At 39.7% G+C, this 15944-nt stretch carries 14 protein-coding genes and 1 pseudogene; 10 read left to right on the top strand and 5 right to left on the bottom strand.

The window, feature by feature from the left end:
* Positions 1–36: 36 nt before the first annotated feature.
* The 3 genes from HMPREF1481_RS09175 to HMPREF1481_RS09165 all read right to left on the bottom strand — a co-directional run bounded on the left by HMPREF1481_RS09175 (position 37) and on the right by HMPREF1481_RS09165 (position 3562).
* Positions 37–879, bottom strand: coding sequence for a sugar ABC transporter permease (locus HMPREF1481_RS09175; protein ID WP_016466381.1), 843 nt, complete (start codon positions 877–879; stop codon positions 37–39).
* Between the two features lies 1 nt (position 880).
* On the bottom strand, positions 881–2170 hold the full coding sequence (locus HMPREF1481_RS09170; protein ID WP_016466380.1) for a carbohydrate ABC transporter permease: 1290 nt from the start codon (positions 2168–2170) through the stop codon (positions 881–883).
* A gap of 123 nt (positions 2171–2293) precedes the next feature.
* Positions 2294–3562 carry an extracellular solute-binding protein gene (locus HMPREF1481_RS09165; protein ID WP_016466379.1) on the bottom strand — a complete coding sequence of 423 codons (1269 nt, stop codon included), beginning with the start codon at positions 3560–3562 and terminating at the stop codon, positions 2294–2296.
* Between the two features lie 417 nt (positions 3563–3979).
* On the opposite strand from HMPREF1481_RS09165, the gene malQ reads away from it, so the two are divergent.
* The 10 genes and pseudogenes from malQ (at position 3980) to HMPREF1481_RS09115 (ending at position 13382) form a co-directional block, all read left to right on the top strand.
* Positions 3980–5497: a 4-alpha-glucanotransferase gene (gene malQ / locus HMPREF1481_RS09160; protein ID WP_016466378.1), complete on the top strand. Its 1518-nt coding sequence runs from the start codon at positions 3980–3982 to the stop codon at positions 5495–5497.
* 23 nt (positions 5498–5520) lie between these two features.
* A complete protein-coding gene (gene glgP, locus HMPREF1481_RS09155) occupies positions 5521–7779 on the top strand; it encodes a glycogen/starch/alpha-glucan family phosphorylase (RefSeq protein ID WP_016466377.1) in 2259 nt (752 codons plus the stop codon).
* A gap of 183 nt (positions 7780–7962) precedes the next feature.
* Positions 7963–8676, top strand: a complete 714-nt coding sequence (locus HMPREF1481_RS09150) for a hypothetical protein (RefSeq protein ID WP_016466376.1) — start codon at positions 7963–7965, stop codon at positions 8674–8676.
* Positions 8676–9401, top strand: a complete 726-nt coding sequence (locus HMPREF1481_RS09145; RefSeq protein ID WP_148510639.1) for a hypothetical protein — start codon at positions 8676–8678, stop codon at positions 9399–9401. The genes HMPREF1481_RS09150 and HMPREF1481_RS09145 overlap by 1 nt, the downstream gene beginning before the upstream one ends.
* A 52-nt stretch (positions 9402–9453) precedes the next feature.
* Positions 9454–10173 (top strand): hypothetical protein, encoded by a 720-nt coding sequence (locus tag HMPREF1481_RS09140; RefSeq protein ID WP_016466374.1) that lies wholly within the window; start codon positions 9454–9456, stop codon positions 10171–10173.
* A gap of 2 nt (positions 10174–10175) precedes the next feature.
* Positions 10176–10514, top strand: a pseudogene (locus tag HMPREF1481_RS09135) (hypothetical protein); the annotation flags it as partial.
* A gap of 93 nt (positions 10515–10607) precedes the next feature.
* A complete protein-coding gene (locus HMPREF1481_RS09130; RefSeq protein WP_016466372.1) occupies positions 10608–11312 on the top strand; it encodes a hypothetical protein in 705 nt (234 codons plus the stop codon).
* A gap of 2 nt (positions 11313–11314) precedes the next feature.
* On the top strand, positions 11315–12541 hold the full coding sequence (locus tag HMPREF1481_RS09125; protein ID WP_016466371.1) for a hypothetical protein: 1227 nt from the start codon (positions 11315–11317) through the stop codon (positions 12539–12541).
* Positions 12534–12938 carry a hypothetical protein gene (locus HMPREF1481_RS09120; protein ID WP_016466370.1) on the top strand — a complete coding sequence of 135 codons (405 nt, stop codon included), beginning with the start codon at positions 12534–12536 and terminating at the stop codon, positions 12936–12938. The genes HMPREF1481_RS09125 and HMPREF1481_RS09120 overlap by 8 nt, the downstream gene beginning before the upstream one ends.
* 9 nt (positions 12939–12947) lie before the next feature.
* Complete coding sequence (locus tag HMPREF1481_RS09115; protein ID WP_016466369.1) at positions 12948–13382, top strand: hypothetical protein; 435 nt, start codon at positions 12948–12950, stop codon at positions 13380–13382.
* Positions 13383–13477: 95 nt separating this feature from the next.
* On the opposite strand, the gene HMPREF1481_RS09110 is transcribed toward HMPREF1481_RS09115, so the two are convergent.
* Positions 13478–14326 (bottom strand): putative RNA methyltransferase, encoded by an 849-nt coding sequence (locus tag HMPREF1481_RS09110; RefSeq protein WP_016466368.1) that lies wholly within the window; start codon positions 14324–14326, stop codon positions 13478–13480.
* A 53-nt stretch (positions 14327–14379) separates the two neighbouring features.
* On the bottom strand, positions 14380–15636 hold the full coding sequence (tyrS, locus tag HMPREF1481_RS09105) for a tyrosine--tRNA ligase (protein ID WP_016466367.1): 1257 nt from the start codon (positions 15634–15636) through the stop codon (positions 14380–14382).
* Positions 15637–15944 lie beyond the last annotated feature (308 nt).

Below are 15944 nucleotides of genomic sequence, written 5' to 3'. Positions count from 1 at the left end.
ACAAGTTCAAAAAGAAAAAAGGGTGGCGAGGGTATATTACCCCTTGTCGCCACCGCTTGTAAGTCCTGAAACGAAGTTCTTTTGCAAGAAGAAGAAGAGTGTACAGATTGGAAGAGCAATGAGGATAGCACCTGCTGAGAAGTAAGCAATCTTCAAGTTCTTCGCATTGTTGACGAAGGTTTGTAGACCAACGGCAACTGTAAAGTATTCTTTCTCACGAAGCAAGAAACTAGAGAGGATATAGTCTCCGAAAGGTCCCATGAAGGCCCAGAGTGCTTGTACGGCAACCATTGGGCGAACAAGAGGGAGAACGATTTGCCAGAAGCGGCGGAAGTGTCCTGCACCATCCAGTTTTGCAGACTCATCAAGAGACATTGGTACGGTGTCAAAGTAACCTTTCATCAACCAAGCGTTCATAGGGATACCACCACCGACGTAGAGGAAGATGAGGAACCAGCTATGGTTAAGGGCGTTCAACATGAGCGCCATAACGAAGAAGGCTGTCAAAGCGGCCATTGTAGGCACCATTTGGATAATCAAGAAGAAGACCAAACTTTGCTTACGAGCCAAGAAGTTGTAACGGCTGTAGGCATAACCAGCAAGTACGATAATACTTGTCTGAACGACCATAGTGACCAAAGCGATGATCAAAGTATTAAGGTACCATGTACCGTACAAGGTTTCTGTAAAGAGTCCTTTGAAGTTATCAAGACTAAAGTTGACATTGCTGTCGAGTTTGAAGGCTACTACGTTACCGGCCTTGAAGGCTGACATAATCGTGATTAAAAGTGGATAGATAATGACGATTGAAAGTCCAATCAAGTAGAGGTAAGTGAGGGTTTGAGTCAGTCTACGTTTGAGTTTGATTGAGTTATTCATCTTAGACGTCCTCCATATCAAATGCGTGTAGTTTCTTGAATGCAATCATAGAAATAGAGATGACAATGATTGAAATAATCAAGGTAACGGCAGCTGCCATAGAGTATTGAGGAGCTGTACCAGTCGTCAAGCGGTAAATCCATGAAATCAAGATGTCGGTTGAACCAGCTCCACCACCGACACTACCAGGACCCCCACCATTGAAGAGGTACATGATAGAGAAGTTGTTGAAGTTGAAGGTGTATTGGCTGATCAAAGTAGGTGCCGCAACAGCCAAAATCATTGGGAAAGTAATGTTGCGGAATTTTTGCCAAGCGTTTGCACCATCGATATAAGCTGCTTCATACAAGTCATTTGGAATTGACTGAAGGATACCGAGAGTCAAGACATAGATATAAGGGAATCCAAGCCAACCTTGCATCATAATCAAGGCAATTTTAGTCCAAGTTGGGTTTGTCTTCCAAGGAATAAGAACGCCATCTAAGAAAGGAAGAAACTTAGCAAAGATAGGCAATACTTGAGTGTTGATAGCTCCGACACTGTCGTTAAACATGTTTGAGAATGTCAAGATAGTGATGAAGGCTGGAACTGCCCAAGGAAGAAGGAAGATAACACCAAAGATACGTTTTCCTTTGATGAATGGTTGGTTAGCGATAATAGCAGTAAAGATACCGAGTACGATTTGCAAAGTAGATGCAGATAAAGCCCAGATAATAGTCCAAGAAAGAACAGAACCGAAGGCTGAACGGAAGGTACTCAAGCTCCAGATATTTGTGAAGTTAGTCAATCCAACCCAATCCAACAATTTATTTGGTGGTAAATGTTGGAAATCATAGTTGGTAAAGGCAATCATCAAGGTTACAATAACTGGGAAGATGATAGCAAATGTCATGGCAACATAAGATGGGATGATGAGTAAGTATGGGAACCCATTTTCATAGATTCCTTTAATCATATCCTTTAATGTCAATGGGACAGGAATGCCATTATTGATACGTTTTGCAATCGTATGAGCGTCTTTAATATTGAAAATATAGAATGCTAGATAAACAATTACAAAGATAGAGTGAAATGCACCACGAATCAACATGAAGAGAGAGTTATCACGTCCAGGTTTTTCACCGAGTGTGATCAAATTGCTCAATTCAGGTGCTGCAAGTGCTACAAAATAGAGGACAAAAACTACTGTTACAGCAAGGAAGATAAAACCTTTAGCTTTTTGTTTGTTATAGATTTGCCCCAACCCAGGAATCAATGAAAGCAAGGCTGCTTTTTTTGGTTGTTGTTCCATGAGTGCTCCTTTCATAAGATATGAGCTCAGAGCTCGATGCTAATCAGCAAGGTTACTGAAAACATTGTCAGTGTATTTAAAAATCAAGGGAGATATTTGAATTATCTCCCTTGAAGCAATCAATTAGTTACCAAATTTTTGTTGGATTGTTTCTTTGATCAATGTCACAGCATCGTTAGCAGCTGTTTTAGCATCTTTTTTACCACTTACAGCGTCAAAGAGCATTGTTTTCGCTGGGTCCCAAACAGTTGACATTTGAGAGATGTTTGGCATTGGTTGAGCGTTCTTGAACTGTTCGATAACGGCAGTTGTCAACTCATCTTTTTTACCTTCTGCGTAAGCGCGAGCTTCAGTGTTCGCTGGGATTTCGTTAGTAGCATCGTAGAATGCTTTTTGTTGTTCAGTTGAAACAAGGAAGTCTACAAATTTTTGAGCCCCTTCAAGGTTTTTAGTGCTTGATGGGATGATCCAAGCTTTACCACCACCAAAGGCTGCGTAGTTTTTACCGTTTGGAAGTGTTGGGATAGTTGCAACACCGTAGTTCACTTTAGCATCTTTGAATGCTTGAGCTTTCCAAGGACCATCGATGATTGCAGCTGTTTTACCTTCTTGGAATTGAGTTTGGATCAAGTTTGCAGCACCTTCAGTGTCTTGCATACCTTTAGGCCATTTTTCGTACCAAGTCTTAGCGTATTCGATACCTGCGATAGCACCATCGTTAGCAAGACCGATATCTTTAGGATCTTTACCGTGGTCACCAAATACGTAAGCACCGTTACCTGCAAGAAGTCCGTATGCGTAGTAGAAGTTAGTCCAGTCAGCTAGGAAAGCAGTTGTTTTTCCTTCTTCACCAGCAAAAGCGTATTTGCTATCTTTAGCAAGGTTTTCTAGGTCAGCAAATGTTTTTGGAGCTTCTTTAATCAAATCTTTGTTATAGTACATAACAAGTGATTCGATAACTGCAGGAGCACCGTAAACTTTACCACCAACAGTTACAAGAGATTTAGTAGTGTCATCTGTTTTAGCACCGTCGCTCAAAGTAACTTCTGAAAGTTGTCCGTCAGTACCAAGGCTACCTACACGGTCGTATGGTGCCATCATGACATCAGCAGCTTTACCTGATTGGTTGTCAAGTGAAAGGTTGTCAAGTCCACCTAATTGGTCACCAGTTTTAATAGTAACTTTTACACCAGCTTCTTTTTCGTAAGCTTTTGCAGCTGATTCTGCGAATGCTTTATATTGATCTTCAACGTAGAAAGTGATTTCTTGACTTCCTGATGCTGAAGAATCAGCAGCTTTATCAGCAGTTTTGCTTCCACAAGCTACCAAAAGCAAGCTAGCAAGAGTAGCAGTACCAAGTACAGCAGCGCTCTTCATGAATTTAGTTGACATAGTGTATTCCTCCTAAAGAATAACAAATTTTAATTTCGAGGAAACGCAAACGTTTTCCCTTATGACCCTAGTATAGCACAAACAGAAAACGGTTGCAAGCGTTTTTTTAAAAAATTTTTAAAAAGCTTAAAATTAAGAGAAACCGAAAACTGTCAACATAATAGGAAGAAAAAGTAAATAATTAAGACAAAATTGTTCGGAAATGGACAAATGGAAACGATTGCGCAATTTTTTTTGAAAAAATATCAAGTTAAGAGAAGAGGATATAGTAAATTTTATTTTTAATAATATAAATAAATCAAAAAAAGTTTTCTAAAAACGCTTGCATTTCTTTTGGAAATGGGTTATACTTTAATTAGCGCAAACGTTTGCGCAAAAATTGAAGTAATTAACAATATAAACACTTGAGGTGCTAATATGAAAAAACGTCAAAGCGGTGTGTTGATGCACATCTCATCACTTCCAGGAGCATACGGAATAGGATCATTTGGTCAAAGCGCCTATGATTTCGTTGACTTCTTGGTTCGTACTAAGCAACGCTACTGGCAAATCCTTCCTTTGGGAACAACTAGCTATGGAGATTCTCCATACCAATCATTCTCGGCCTTTGCTGGAAACACTCATTTTATCGACCTTGATATTTTAGTGGAGCAAGGTTTGTTGGAAGCAAGTGATCTTGAAGGTGTGGATTTTGGTAACAACCCAACTGAAGTTGACTACGCTAAAATCTACTATGCACGTCGTCCGCTTTTAGAAAAAGCAGTTAAACGTTTCCTTGAAGTTGGAGATGTCAAGGATTACGAAAAGTTTGCTCAAGAAAACCAATCATGGCTTGAACTCTTTGCTGAGTATATGGCGATCAAAGAGCATTTTGACAATCTTGCTTGGACTGAATGGCCAGATGCTGATGCTCGTGCTCGCAAAGCTTCAACTCTTGAAAGCTACCGTGAGAAATTGGCAGACAAGCTTGTTTACCACCGCGTAACACAATATTTCTTCTTCCAACAATGGTTGAAATTGAAAGCATACGCTAATGACAACCACATTGAAATCGTTGGAGACATGCCTATCTACGTGGCAGAAGACTCAAGCGATATGTGGGCAAATCCGCATCTCTTCAAAACAGATGAAAACGGAAAAGCAACTCACATTGCAGGATGCCCACCAGATGAGTTCTCTGCAGACGGTCAGCTTTGGGGTAACCCAATCTATGACTGGGAAGCAATGGATAAAGATGGTTACAAATGGTGGATTGAACGCTTGCGTGAAAGCTTCAAAATCTACGATATCGTTCGTATCGACCACTTCCGTGGATTTGAGTCTTACTGGGAAATCCCTGCTGGTTCTAAAACAGCGGCACCTGGTAAATGGGTGAAAGGACCTGACTACAAACTCTTTGCAGCTGTTAAAGAAGAACTTGGTGACTTGAACATCATCGCTGAAGACCTTGGATTCATGACTGATGAAGTTATCGAGCTTCGCGAGCGTACGGGCTTCCCAGGAATGAAAGTTCTTCAATTTGCCTTCAACCCAGAACATGAAAGTATCGACAGCCCACACTTGGCACCAGCAAACTCAGTTATGTACACAGGAACACACGATAACAACACTGTTCTTGGTTGGTACCGTGATGAGATCGACGATCCAACACGTGAGTACATGGCGCGTTATACAAACCGCAAGGAATACGAAACAGTAGTACATGCTATGCTTCGTACAGCATTTTCATCAGTAAGCTTTATGACTATCGCTACTATGCAAGATTTGCTAGAGTTGGATGGTTCAGCTCGTATGAACTTCCCATCTACTCTTGGTGGAAACTGGTCATGGCGTATGACAGAGGATCAATTGACTCCTGCTGTCGAAGAAACTTTGCTTGACTTGACTACAATTTATCGCCGAATCAATGAAAATTTGGTAGAATTAAAGAAATAAGACATTATCAGGAGACACAAAAAATGTTACCATTAAAAGAATTTGTACAAAATCGTTACAATAAATCTATCGCAGAATGTAGCAATGAGGAGCTTTACCTTGCTCTTCTTAACTACAGCAAACTAGCAAGCAGCCAAAAACCAGTCAACACTGGTAAGAAAAAAGTTTACTATATCTCAGCTGAGTTCTTGATTGGTAAACTCTTGTCTAACAACTTGATTAACCTTGGTCTTTATGACGAAGTTAAAAAAGAACTTGCTGACGCAGGTAAAGAGTTGATCGAAATCGAAGAAGTAGAATTGGAACCATCACTTGGTAATGGTGGTTTGGGACGTTTGGCAGCCTGCTTTATCGACTCAATTGCTACACTTGGTTTGAACGGTGACGGTGTTGGTTTGAACTACCACTTTGGTCTTTTCCAACAAGTTCTTAAAAACAACCAACAAGAAACAATTCCTAACGCTTGGTTGACTGACCAAAACTGGTTGGTTCGCTCAAGCCGTAGCTACCAAGTGCCATTTGCACACTTCACATTGACATCTACTCTTTACGATATCGATGTACCTGGTTACAAAACAGCTACTAAAAACCGCTTGCGTTTGTTTGACTTGGATTCAGTTGACTCTTCTATCATCGAAGATGGCATTAACTTTGATAAGACAGACATCGCTCGCAACTTAACTCTTTTCCTTTACCCAGACGATAGCGACAAACAAGGTGAATTACTCCGTATCTTCCAACAATACTTCATGGTTTCAAACGGTGCGCAATTGATCATCGATGAAGCAATCGAAAAAGGAAGCAACTTGCATGACCTTGCTGACTACGCAGTTGTACAAATCAACGATACTCACCCATCAATGGTGATTCCTGAGTTGATCCGTCTTTTGACTGAACGTGGTATCGAACTTGATGAAGCAATTTCTATCGTTCGTAGCATGACTGCCTACACAAACCACACAATTCTTGCTGAAGCCCTTGAAAAATGGCCTCTTGAATTCTTGGAAGAAGTGGTTCCTCACTTGGTACCAATCATCAAAGAATTGGACCGTCGTGTTCGTGCTGAATACAAAGATCCAGCTGTTCAAATCATTGATGAAAACGATCGTGTACACATGGCCCACATGGATATCCACTACGGATACAGCGTAAACGGGGTTGCAGCTCTTCACACTGAAATCTTGAAGAACTCAGAGTTGAAAGCTTTCTACGACATCTACCCAGAAAAATTCAACAACAAAACCAACGGTATCACATTCCGTCGTTGGCTTATGCATGCTAACCCAAGCTTGTCTCACTACTTGGATGAGATTCTTGGACGCGAATGGCACCATGAAGCTTCTAAATTGGAAGACCTTCTTTCATACGAAGACAAGGCTGCTGTCAAAGAAAAATTGGAAAGCATCAAAGCTCACAACAAACGTAAATTGGCTCGTCACTTGAAAGAGCACCAAGGTGTGGAAATCAATACAAACTCTATCTTTGATATCCAAATCAAACGTCTTCACGAATACAAACGTCAACAAATGAACGCTTTGTATGTGATCCACAAATACTTGGACATCAAGGCTGGTAACATCCCTGCTCGTCCAATCACAGTATTCTTTGGTGGTAAAGCAGCTCCTGCCTACACTATCGCTCAAGATATCATCCACTTGATCCTTTGCTTGTCAGAAGTGATTGCAAACGACCCAGCAGTAGCTCCACACTTGCAAGTGGTTATGGTTGAAAACTACAACGTTACTGCAGCAAGCTTCTTGATCCCAGCATGTGATATCTCTGAACAAATCTCACTTGCTTCTAAAGAAGCTTCAGGTACTGGTAACATGAAATTCATGTTGAACGGAGCTTTGACTCTTGGTACTATGGACGGGGCAAACGTGGAAATCGCTGAGTTGGTTGGCGATGAAAACATCTACATCTTCGGTGAAGATTCAGAAACTGTTATCGACCTTTACGCGAAATCAGGTTACAAATCAAGCGAATTCTATGCACGTGAAGCTATCAAACCATTGGTTGACTTCATCGTGAGCGACGCTGTTCTTGCAGTTGGTAAGAAAGAACGCTTGGAACGTCTTTACAATGAATTGATCAACAAAGACTGGTTCATGACTCTTCTTGACTTGGAAGACTACATCAAAGTGAAAGAGCAAATGCTTGCTGATTACGAAAACCGTGACGCATGGTTGGATAAAGTCATCGTCAACATTGCTAAAGCAGGATTCTTCTCATCTGACCGTACAATCGCTCAGTACAATGAAGATATCTGGCACTTGAACTAAGATTCTTTGCATCAGATTATAAAATAAAACGCATCTTAAATAGATGCGTTTTTTGATTTTAGCTATAAAAGAGTAGGGACTTTTATAGAAATTTACCCATCCTGTTAAAAAGCTAGCACAATATAGGAAAAACAGGTATACTATTGTTAATTAAAATGAATCATATCAAGGATAGGGAAAATTATGACAAAAAAATTAGCGTTGGCAGTAGTACTTTTTGGAATGGCACTGTTGACATTGACAGGTTGTTTTATGAAAAGCAGTCGAAGATTTATCGAGGGGAAGGCTGCTGAGCTCAGCAAGGTCTACCCAACAGAAAATCTAGAAGATCTGTTTGAAAAGTTTCCGGGTGGGTTTAGTATTTGGAGTGAAGACCTTTACGATTACAACGAGGAGGGTTATCTCTTCCAATCTGTAAAGTTAAATGGTGATATCGAGGCTCGAAAAATTATTGGAACTATTTTATGGGAGAAAGTAACTTTTGATAATGATGATAAAAGACATACAGAAGTACTCTATGAAGGTGGAGTAGTTTATAAAGATGGAATGATTCAATTGATGGATCCTCAGGCAAATGCGACGATAAGGAATCCTAAACTATTGCTCCAAGAATTTACAATCAATAGAAATACTCTGTCGAAATTAAAATTGGGGAGAAAAAGCTATAGTTTTGAAACAGGGAGCGCAGATATTGACTATACTCTATCGGATCCGATTTTAAACAACTACATGGGGGTGGAGCAGGATAAAAAATTAAAAATGATTTTTTATATCATGTCTGAAACTGTCGAAAATAAGGCCTATAGCTATACTTTAGATATTAAAGATGGGCATAACTCTCATTCGGAATTATTTAGTGGTTACAAAAGCAAGCAATATAAACTTTATAATGATTGATGGAGGAATTTATGAGGAAAAAATTAGCGCTGACAGCAATACTTTTGGGAGTGGCGTTGTTGACTCTATCTGGATGTAGTCTAAAGAGTAGCCGAAGATTTATTGAAGGGAAGGCTGCAGAGTTAAGCAAGGTCTACCCAACGGAAAATCTAGAAGACTTGTTTGAAAAGTTTCCGGATGGGTTTCAAATCCGTATAACAGATACTGAAAAGAAAGATGAAAACTCACCAACAATAATTTACCAAACGGTTTTAAATGGTATTTCTGAAACCAAAGAAATAAAAGGAGAAATTACTAAGGAAAGCTCACTTAAAAATTCAGATGGGAAAATTGAAGAAGAAATTTTATTTAAAGGAAATGTCTACTACAAAGATGGCAGTCTTCATTTATCGGAAGGAAATTCTTCTAAAAATAAAGAAAAGGGTGATTTAAAGCACTCACGTCTTTTAATGCAGGAATTTTCTATTTCAAGGTCGAGTTTAAAAAGTCTAGAAGTAGTTCGGAAAGGCTATAGCTTTGAGACAGGTTCTGCCAGTATCACCTATAAGCTCAAAAATGAACAAGTGAATGATTATTTAGGTTTAGAAAATGATGCTCAACCTAATATGGTTATTAATATTCCTGAAACAACGGTATCAGGAAAGAACTACAGCTACTCCATCATTTTTAGAAAAGATAAGCTCTCTTATTCAGAAGGTATTGTTGGAAAACTAAAAGGTAATTAAAATGAGCGATAGTAAAATAACTATCTTGGATTCTGAGAAGTAGGAGTAATTTATGACAAAAAAATTAGCGTTGACAGCAATACTTTTGGGAGTGGCGTTGTTGACTCTATCTGGATGTAGTCTAAAAAGCAGTCGAAGATTTATCGAGGGGAAAGCTGCAGAATTAAGCAAGGTCTATCCAACAGAAAATCTAGAAGATTTGTTTGAGAAGTTTCCGGATGGGTTTCAGATAGATGTTATGGATGCTGAAAATCTTGAAGAAGATGAAAGAACCTCATCAATAATTTATCATTTAATATTAAATGGGATTTCGGAAACGAGAGAAATTAAAGGGAAGTACACTAAAGAAAAAGCATTTAAAAATTCATCAGGGAAGATAGAACATGAAATGTTGTATCAAGGAGAGGTTTACTATAAAGGTGGTAGTCTTCACTTGTCAGATGACACCGATGCTAACAATAAAGAGAAAGGTGACTTAAAACATACACGTCTTTTAATGCAGGAATTTTCTATTTCTAGGTCTAGTTTAAAAGGACTAGAAGTTGTTCGGAAAGGCTATAGTTTCGAGACGGGTTCTGCCAGCATCACATATAAGCTTAAAAATGAACAAGTGAATAATTATTTGGGCTTAGAAAATGATGATCAACTTAATATGGATATCAATATTTTTGAACCAACGATAGCAGGTAAAAGTTATGGTTATACTGTTATTTTTAGAAAAAATGATATTGATCATTCTGAGATGATTACTGGAAAACTAGAGGGAGAGTAGTAATGAGCGATTATAAAGAATACAAACTACTAGATGGACAGAATCCAACACTGGATGCTTCAGATTTGTCCTATGAATTTGAAAAAGCTAGAATTAATGGTGCTACTGATGAAGATGTTGACAGTTTCTACTCTAAAGAAGAAAATAAAATCATGCCCCATAATTTCACATATCTATCCAGCTTTCGTGATCCTGTGACAGGGACGAGCGGGGTTGCCTTTAAAGATGAAACAAGTGGAAAAACCATCATTGTTTATACAGGAACCAATCCGGATAGTGACTCGTTCAACGACGTGTTCAAGACTGATGTAGTTAGTATCGCCTTTGGAACGGGCCATCATTTGAATCATTGTCTAGTCGCTTAGATTGAAACCGCGTCCAAAAACTGATATAATAGAGGAGCTATTTTGAGTTCTGTGAGAGAGGAGCAGTTCATGTTTAAAAAAATTGCAATGCTGATGTTAGTAGGAGGCGTAGGAATGATGGTGTTAGCTGGATGTAGTCTAAAGAGTAGTCGAAGATTTATCGAAGGGAAAGCTGCTGAGCTCAGCAAGGTCTACCCAACGGAGAATCTAGAAGACTTGTTTGAAAAGTTTCCGGATGGGTTTCAGATTCGTATAACAGATACTGAGCAAAAAGATGAAAACTCTCCATCTTTAAACCAGGAAATTACATTATCTGGAATTCCTGATACCAAAGAAATAAAAGGAAAAGTTATCAAGTCGACTTCTCAAGTTAATGCTAATAACAAATATGAAGAAACGACTGATTTTGAAGCAGATATCTATTATAAGGGCGATCGAATTTATATAGTCAATTCAAACGACACTTCACAAGATATGTTAAAACATTCACGACTTTTAATTCAGGAATTTTCTATTTCGAGGTCGAGTTTAAAAAGCCTAGAAGTAGTTCGGAAAGGCTATAGTCTTGAGACAGGTTCTGCCAGCATCACCTATAAGCTTAAAAATGAACAAGTAAATGATTATTTAGGTTTAGAAAGTGGTGCCCAAATTAATATGGACATCAATATTTTTGAACCGACGATAGCAGGTAAAAGTTATGGTTATACTGTGATTTTTAGAAAAGATAATCTTTATCATTCAGAAGTTATTGTTGGGAAATTAGAGGAAAATTAATCATGAGTGATAATAAAGACTATACTGTTCTAGATGGGACTAATCCAACACTTGATGCTTCGGATTTGTCCTATGAATTTGAAAAAGCCAGAATTAGAGGGGCGAATGATGCTAATGTGGCAAAACATTACCAGGATGAAGAAAATAAAATCATGCCCGAGAATTTTCAGTATCTATCCAGTTTCCGTGATCCTGATACAGGGACGAGTGGGGTTGCCTTTAGAGATAAGACAAGTGGAAAAACGATCATTGCCTATACAGGAACCAACCCTAATAGTGACTTTTACAATGACGTGATCAAGACCGATGGTGTTAGTATTGCCTTTGGGATGGGCCATCATTATGATTCGGCTTATCAGTTTTACGAAAATGTTCTGAAAGAGAACGGTTTAAATCCAGAAGATGTTATCCTGACCGGTCACTCCTTGGGAGGGAATGTCGCTCAGCGAGTCGCTCTCAAATACAATGCTCCGGAAACCATTGTCTACAATGCGGCGCCTCTCTATATCCCTGCTGGCCTGAGCATTTTTTCTGCTAAAAATATTGCAGCGATAGATAGAGACAAGGCTAGTTTTACAGGGAACATCACACGTATTACGACACAGCAAGATCCACTGAATAATATATCTGATCGGGTTGGTGGAGTATATGTCGGTAAAGAGTATGTCATCCCTGATTCAGGCGGTCACATGATGGGAGATTTGCGAGCAGTCGCTGGCGATATCAAGTATACCATTGCGATGGACAACATGAAAAGAAATACGGATCAAAGCCTAAAACGTGTGCAGAGCAAGAAAGATCGCTTTAAAGTCAATGACATCGGTACGGCTGCTCCAAATGGTTTGTCCAAGGCAGAACTCATCGCACTAGACTCAGAGCAGGCTCTGGTTGTTGCTAGCGGATTATCCACTACTTCCAGTGCAACGGTTGATTTGATAGCTGCAAAAGGGACGAGTGCAGTCGATAAGGCTCTGACTGTGTATAAAAGCCTCGGAGATGTACCATTCGGTTTTCTCCTATCCTCAGATGAAGTCAGAGAGACTTACAATGAATGTAATATCAACTATGGAACTATTGTTGAAGCGGTAGATAGTCATTGTCGAACTGTTAAAAAGACCGCGAAGACAGTAGCAACTTCATTTACAAATTTGGAGACAAAAATAAAAGCAGGGATTGAACAAACTGTTCAGAAAGATAAAGAATTACAAGGATTAATTGCTCATGGATAAGTGGAGTGAGATTAGGGCTAAGTTAGTGGATGCCCAAGAAGGGCTCTACAAGATAGATGATGAATACCGAAAATCAAAGAATGACTTGGATACTAAGTGGGAATTTTTAGGAGATTTTTATAGAGGCTTAGACCAAAAATTTGACGAAAAGCATTCGATTATTTTGTCAGAGTATTCAAAAATGCCGGATGCGACTGAGGAAATGCTTGATGCCGCAGTGGAGACGATTCGTCGCTATCAATGGGTGAATGAAGAGGAGTTTAAAACCCGGCAACGTGAACTAGAAAGAAAATACGATGATTTAGAAGATAGCTATAAGAAAAAGTATCGTAAACAAGAGAGTGTCGTTGAACAGCTTTCTAGTGAACTAAAAGCATGTCAGACAGATGAAAAGTAGGAGAAAAAAATGGGATTATTTGAAGATGCCGGGACTGGAATTTATGACTTTGCTTCAGATACAATGGACAACATCGGTACTGTATCTTCTGGTATCAATAATTTTGCTAGGGAGCATATTCCAAGTGTGAGACTAGTAGAAGATGTAATGCACGGGGCTTACGACTGGGGAATAGATCAGTTACGTTCTTTTGAAGCTTATAGCGAGATTGAGAAGAGCCTAGAAAGGTCGCTTATCAGAACATTGTATGTGCCAGCTAAAAAACGGGCTACAGCTCGAATTATTGAGAAATTTGACAAAGAAGCGAAAAAAATAGGTACAAAGACCAAGCAAGAGATTGATTCTATAAATAATCAAATCGATGCAGAAATCAAAGGAGAGTTTTCCAACGCTATTCAAGATACAGTTAGTAAAGAAAATCTTAAATGGGAAAATTTGATTTAAAGTGAGGTGGCAAAGGCTGGCTCGCTTTTTGTTACAATAATCAAACCCGCATCTCAAGAAGAGGTGCGGGGTTTTGTCTTATCTCAAAAATTCATTCACAGTACTTTTCCAACTAGAATCTCTGCTTCGATAGTAATTTCTGTCAACTGACTCCAGTCAATCTTGCTCTGGTTGACATGAAAGAGTAGGGGTGTCATACTGAGTAATGCTTGTCGCTGCTCTGCTGTGATGGGTTTGGTCAGAGAAGCACTCTGACTAGATTGGATGCTGAAGTGTTCCTGGAAGTGGTCTTTGATATCTTGGTTGGAATAGTCCTTTTTTGTCAGCTGGTCCTGTACCAATTGACGGATTTCCTTGAGGTGGTTTTCAGTAGGAATAACCTTGATTAAGATGCCGTCCTTTGATAAGACTCGTCGGAATTCTCCGTAGTTGGCAGGTGAGAAGATATCAAGTAGGATATCCATGCTGGTGTCTTTTATAGGAAGGCGAGCCAAGTCACCGACAAACCAATTGACCGCCCAGTTGGGTTCGCTTTTGGCAGCGATTTGGACTGAGTCTTTTGAAATGTCAAAGGCGTAAAAGATTTTATCAGAGTGCCTTTCTTGGAGCTTGCGAGAGTAGAAGCCTTCGCCGCAACCGATGTCCAAGATGGTTTTTGCGGATGGTTTAGTCGCTAGTATGTCGGAGATACCTTTTAAGATAGCCTGATAAAAGCCAGCTTCTAGGATTTGCTGACGATTTTGGAAATTTTCTTTGTCATAGTTGGCGGATTGTTTGATTTGAGGTGCCAGATTGACGTAGCCGAATTTTGCCAGGTCGAAAGAATGGCGATCGCTACACTTGAGACTGCTCTCGACCAAGGTTAGGTTTTCTTGGCAGATAGGGCAGGCAAAGGCACTAGCAGATGCAAAACGCTGGAGTTTTGGTTTGAGGTTTGTATTCATAGTTTTAGTCTAGCAAAAAAAGAACTGGATGGCAAATGCATCCAGTTTGTTTTTTAGTATGTTAGAACGAAGTATTTTTTCTTACCACGGCGGATTACAGTGAGTTCATTTTCTAATTTATCTGCATCACTCAAGACATAGTCAAGGTCTTGAATGCGATCGCCGTTGACGTAGATAGCTCCATTTTGAACATCTTCACGGGCTTGGCGTTTTGAGTTAACCACACCAGAAGATACGAGCAATTCTACGATGTTGTGATTTTCGTCTGCTTGTACTTGGTAGTTTGGCACACCACGAAGTCCTTGTTTGAGTTCTTTGACAGAAAGGTTTTTGATATTTCCGGCAAAGAGTTGCTCAGTGATGTTGAGGGCTTCTTTGTAGGCTTCTTCACCGTGGACAAGTGTTACAACTTCACGAGCTAGGACTTTTTGAGCCAAGCGTTCGTGTGGAGCAGCTTCAAACTGTTTACGGATCTCTTCAATCTCATCGAGTGACAAGAAAGTAAAGATTTTCAAGAAGCGAACAGCGTCAGCGTCCATGACATTCATCCAGAATTGGTACATTTCGTATGGAGAAGTCTTTTCAGGATTGAGCCAGACTGCGTTTCCTTCTGATTTACCAAATTTCTTACCAGTTGCATCTGTGATGAGTGGAACAGTGATAACGTGACCAGTCTTGTCAGCTTTACGACGAAGCAATTCAGTACCAGCTGTCATATTCCCCCATTGGTCAGAACCACCGATTTGAAGGGTTACATTGTGCTCTTGGTTAAGGACAAAGAAGTCGTACCCTTGCATGATTTGGTAGGCAAACTCAGTGTAAGAAATCCCTGTTTCAATACGTTTCTTCACAGACTCCTTGCTCATCATGTAGTTGACAGTGAAGTATTTTCCGATATCACGGAGGAAATCAATGAAGCTGATGCTGCCAAACCAGTCGTAGTTGTTGACCATGACAGCTTTATTTTCACCATTTTCAAAGTCAAGAAAGCGAGAAAGTTGTCCTTGGATAGACTTGACCCAGCCATCTACTGTGTCTTTTGTTTGGAGACTACGTTCAGCATCTTTGAAGGACGGATCTCCGATGAGACCTGTAGCACCGCCAACGAGCGCATAAGGTTTGTGACCTGCTAGCTGCAAACGACGACTTGTCAAGATTGCGACTAGGTGACCTAGGTGAAGGCTGTCAGCAGTTGGATCGTAGCCAGTATAATAAGAAACTTGACCTTCTTCTAGGGCTTTACGCAAAGCTTCTTCATCAGTCGTTTGAAAAATCAAACCACGCTCTTTTAGCTCATCAAAAATGTGCATGTGTCTTTTCTCCTTTTTAAAATATTGTTTCTACCTATTGTACCACAAAGTGAGGAAATAACCTAGTAAAATCGGGAAGAAAGTTGCTGCTTGGACTTTTTTGGAAACGAATGAAATATGGTATAATAGCACTAGCTTATACTCAATGAAAATCAAAGAGCAAGCGAGGAAGCTAGCCGCAGGTTGCTCAAAACACTGTTTTGAGGTTGTGGATAGAACTGACGAAGTCAGTAACACATATACGGCAAGGCGAGACTGACGTGGTTTGAAGAGATTTTTGAAGAGTATTGTTTTCAGAGAAATAGATA

Source organism: Streptococcus sp. HPH0090, assembly GCF_000411475.1.
Lineage (GTDB): Bacteria > Bacillota > Bacilli > Lactobacillales > Streptococcaceae > Streptococcus.
Note: the sequence above shows the minus strand (reverse complement) of the source record. Positions and strands in the feature narration are given on the sequence as shown.

Bases quoted from the DNA above. Each gene is read 5' to 3' on its own strand.
- HMPREF1481_RS09175 (WP_016466381.1), bottom strand. From the start codon at position 879: ATGAATAACTCAATCAAACTCAAACGTAGACTGACTCAAACCCTCACT.
- HMPREF1481_RS09170 (WP_016466380.1), bottom strand. From the start codon at position 2,170: ATGGAACAACAACCAAAAAAAGCAGCCTTGCTTTCATTGATTCCTGGG.
- HMPREF1481_RS09165 (WP_016466379.1), bottom strand. From the start codon at position 3,562: ATGTCAACTAAATTCATGAAGAGCGCTGCTGTACTTGGTACTGCTACT.
- malQ (WP_016466378.1), top strand. From the start codon at position 3,980: ATGAAAAAACGTCAAAGCGGTGTGTTGATGCACATCTCATCACTTCCA.
- glgP (WP_016466377.1), top strand. From the start codon at position 5,521: ATGTTACCATTAAAAGAATTTGTACAAAATCGTTACAATAAATCTATC.
- HMPREF1481_RS09150 (WP_016466376.1), top strand. From the start codon at position 7,963: ATGACAAAAAAATTAGCGTTGGCAGTAGTACTTTTTGGAATGGCACTG.
- HMPREF1481_RS09145 (WP_148510639.1), top strand. From the start codon at position 8,676: ATGGAGGAATTTATGAGGAAAAAATTAGCGCTGACAGCAATACTTTTG.
- HMPREF1481_RS09140 (WP_016466374.1), top strand. From the start codon at position 9,454: ATGACAAAAAAATTAGCGTTGACAGCAATACTTTTGGGAGTGGCGTTG.
- HMPREF1481_RS09130 (WP_016466372.1), top strand. From the start codon at position 10,608: ATGTTTAAAAAAATTGCAATGCTGATGTTAGTAGGAGGCGTAGGAATG.
- HMPREF1481_RS09125 (WP_016466371.1), top strand. From the start codon at position 11,315: ATGAGTGATAATAAAGACTATACTGTTCTAGATGGGACTAATCCAACA.
- HMPREF1481_RS09120 (WP_016466370.1), top strand. From the start codon at position 12,534: ATGGATAAGTGGAGTGAGATTAGGGCTAAGTTAGTGGATGCCCAAGAA.
- HMPREF1481_RS09115 (WP_016466369.1), top strand. From the start codon at position 12,948: ATGGGATTATTTGAAGATGCCGGGACTGGAATTTATGACTTTGCTTCA.
- HMPREF1481_RS09110 (WP_016466368.1), bottom strand. From the start codon at position 14,326: ATGAATACAAACCTCAAACCAAAACTCCAGCGTTTTGCATCTGCTAGT.
- tyrS (WP_016466367.1), bottom strand. From the start codon at position 15,636: ATGCACATTTTTGATGAGCTAAAAGAGCGTGGTTTGATTTTTCAAACG.